The 231-nt window shown below is 42.4% G+C and carries 1 protein-coding gene; it reads right to left on the bottom strand.

The genetic code is table 11. The annotated features are described in order from the left end of the window. A partial coding sequence (locus tag SB658_RS28015; RefSeq protein ID WP_410603870.1) for an SH3 domain-containing protein occupies positions 1-231 on the bottom strand: 231 nt, incomplete at both ends.

Below are 231 nucleotides of genomic sequence, written 5' to 3'. Positions count from 1 at the left end.
CCGTTGTAGTTAATTTTGCTCCATCCAGAGTTTTCAGAGATTACTTGAACCTTCTGTCCTTGTGGAAGTGCCCCTATGATTCTATAATTTGTACCTTCGCCGCTACGTACGTTTAAGGCAGAAGCATTAATGTAGTAGTTGCCAATTGCACCTTGATCAGGTTGTTTTGGCTGTTCAGGCTGTTTCGGTTGTTCAGGAGTAGCAGTGCCACCTTTAACGAATTTTACAAAC

It is taken from the genome of Bacillus sp. SIMBA_008, from assembly GCF_046535495.1.
Classification (GTDB): Bacteria; Bacillota; Bacilli; order Bacillales; family Bacillaceae; genus Bacillus; species Bacillus subtilis.
Note: the sequence above shows the minus strand (reverse complement) of the source record. Positions and strands in the feature narration are given on the sequence as shown.